Raw genomic sequence first — 2,095 nt, forward strand, 5'->3', positions numbered from 1 at the left:
CTGCTCGGTCTACCAGAAGACGCCACCCCGCACGCGCTGCGCCACAGCTTTGCGACGCACCTGCTGGCGGGCGGCGCAGACGTCAGGTCACTACAGGAACTGCTCGGCCACGCCAGCCTGTCATCGACGCAAATCTATACCCAGGTCGATGCCGCGCATCTGCTGGATGTATATGAAAGCGCGCATCCGAGGGCCTAATGCGTGTCAACCAGCTTGGGACGCCAGAAGATCACCCGCACGGCATAAGCAACCACGATCAGCCCGATAATGCCGGTTGAAACCGGCCCGGTATACTGGTCGATTTGCTCCACCCGCCGTCCTAGCTGAAAGCCGATGCCGGCGATGACGATGTTCCAAACAGACGTTCCCAGCAACGTCCAGACGATGAAGCGTAGGCGGCTCATGCGGAACAGTCCGGCAGGCAGAGAAATCAATGTGCGCACCGTCGGCAGCATCCGCGCGACCAGCACCGTTATGCTGCCAAAGCGCTGGAAGAAGATAGAAAACCTCTCAATTTCGGCATGGTCCAGCGTCAGCCAGCGCCCCCAACGGGTGACAAATGTGTCAACCCGGCCCAGCCCAATCCAGCGTCCCAGCGCATACCATACATAATTGCCCGCCGTGGAGCCGATGGTGCCGCTGGCAATCACGCCCCAAAAGGCCATGCGCCCCTGCCCGGCCTCGATGCCCGCCAGCCCCATGATCACTTCTGACGGGATAGGCGGAAACACATTCTCCAGTGCCATCAACAGAGCAATGCCCAGATAGCCGCCGCGTGCAATCAGATCGACGATAAAGTCGCTCATGACGTCGGGTGCAAACGGGCCTCGATGGCATCCCAGATCATGCCTGCGACATCCGAATTGTTGAACGCACTGATCGCCACGATGCCGGTGGGCGACGTCACGTTGATCTCGGTCAGCCATTTGCCGCCGATCACATCGATGCCGACAAACACCAGCCCGCGTGCCTTCAGTTCTGGCCCCATGGCGTCGCAGATTTCCTGCTCGCGCGGCGTCAGCTCGGCTGCTTCGGCATAGCCCCCGACCGCAAGGTTGGATCGAAACTCACCCTTGCCCGGCTTGCGGTTGATGGCACCTGCAACTTTGCCATCGACCAGCACGATTCGCTTGTCGCCTTCGCTGACTTCCGGAAGGAACGGCTGGACCATGAATGGCTCGCGCCAGATCTGGCCGAACAGCTCGACCAGTGCGCTAAGATTTGATCCGTCTTCGCCGATCAGGAACACCGCCTTGCCACCATTGCCGTGCAGCGGCTTGACCACAATCGCGCCGTGCTCGGCCTGAAATCGCTGCACCTCCTCCAGCGAACGGGTGACCAATGTTGGCGGCATGAACTGTTCGAAATCCAGCACGTAAACCTTCTCGGGCGCATTGCGCACGGATGCGGGATCGTTGACCAAAAGGGTGCGGCCCTTCAACCGTTCAAGAATGTGGGTCGCGGTAATGTAGCCGACATCGAACGGCGGGTCCTGCCGCATCAGCACGACATCGACGTCCTCGGCCAGGTCGATCCGTTGCCGCTCGCCAAAGCGGAAATGATCGCCCGCAACATTCTGGACGGTGACCGGATGGCCGGTTGCCCAGACCCGGCCAGCCTCATAGCTCAACGTTTCGACGTCATAATGGAACAGCGTCGCACCGCGCGCCTGTGCGGACAACATGAGCGCAAAACTCGAATCACCCTTGATGTTGACGCTTTCCATCGGGTCCATCTGCACCGCGACCTTCATAGACTTGTCCTTCGTGTGATGGGCGGTGGTCCGCTCAGCTGTCCTGCCAGATGTGGGGCAGATGGCGTGGCCAACGCCCCGGCGCAAGCAGGATCGCGTCAATGCGCGCATCCTCGCCTGTCCGCACATAGCGGGGCATCGCGAGTTCAGCCGCCGCCGCGACCCGGCTCAGACGATGGTAATCGATTGAATCGTCAAGGTCCGCCGCCCGGTTGCGGCGCTTGACCTCAACAAACGCCACCACGCGGCCACGCCGCGCGACCAGATCGATCTCGCCATGCGCCGTGCGCACCCGGCTGGCCAGGATTCGCCAGCCGTGCAGGCGCAGCCACCAGGCCGCGA

General features: G+C 61.6%; 4 protein-coding genes. 1 reads left to right on the top strand and 3 read right to left on the bottom strand.

The window, feature by feature from the left end:
- A partial coding sequence (locus ACEW8G_RS08525) for a tyrosine-type recombinase/integrase (protein ID WP_373487999.1) occupies positions 1-198 on the top strand: 198 nt, incomplete at its 5' end.
- On the opposite strand, the gene ACEW8G_RS08530 is transcribed toward ACEW8G_RS08525, so the two are convergent.
- The 3 genes from ACEW8G_RS08530 to ACEW8G_RS08540 form a co-directional block, all read right to left on the bottom strand.
- Positions 195-806 (bottom strand): DedA family protein, encoded by a 612-nt coding sequence (locus ACEW8G_RS08530; RefSeq protein WP_373488000.1) that lies wholly within the window; start codon positions 804-806, stop codon positions 195-197. The two genes, ACEW8G_RS08525 and ACEW8G_RS08530, sit on opposite strands and share 4 nt — an antisense overlap.
- Positions 803-1,753 (bottom strand): glutathione synthase, encoded by a 951-nt coding sequence (gene gshB, locus ACEW8G_RS08535; protein WP_373488001.1) that lies wholly within the window; start codon positions 1,751-1,753, stop codon positions 803-805. The genes ACEW8G_RS08530 and gshB overlap by 4 nt, the downstream gene beginning before the upstream one ends.
- Before the next feature lie 34 nt (positions 1,754-1,787).
- The coding region (locus tag ACEW8G_RS08540) for a YraN family protein (RefSeq protein WP_373488002.1) at positions 1,788-2,095 on the bottom strand (308 nt) is incomplete at its 5' end.

The organism is Blastomonas sp., from assembly GCF_041747255.1.
In the GTDB taxonomy this organism is placed as follows: Bacteria; Pseudomonadota; Alphaproteobacteria; order Sphingomonadales; family Sphingomonadaceae; genus Blastomonas.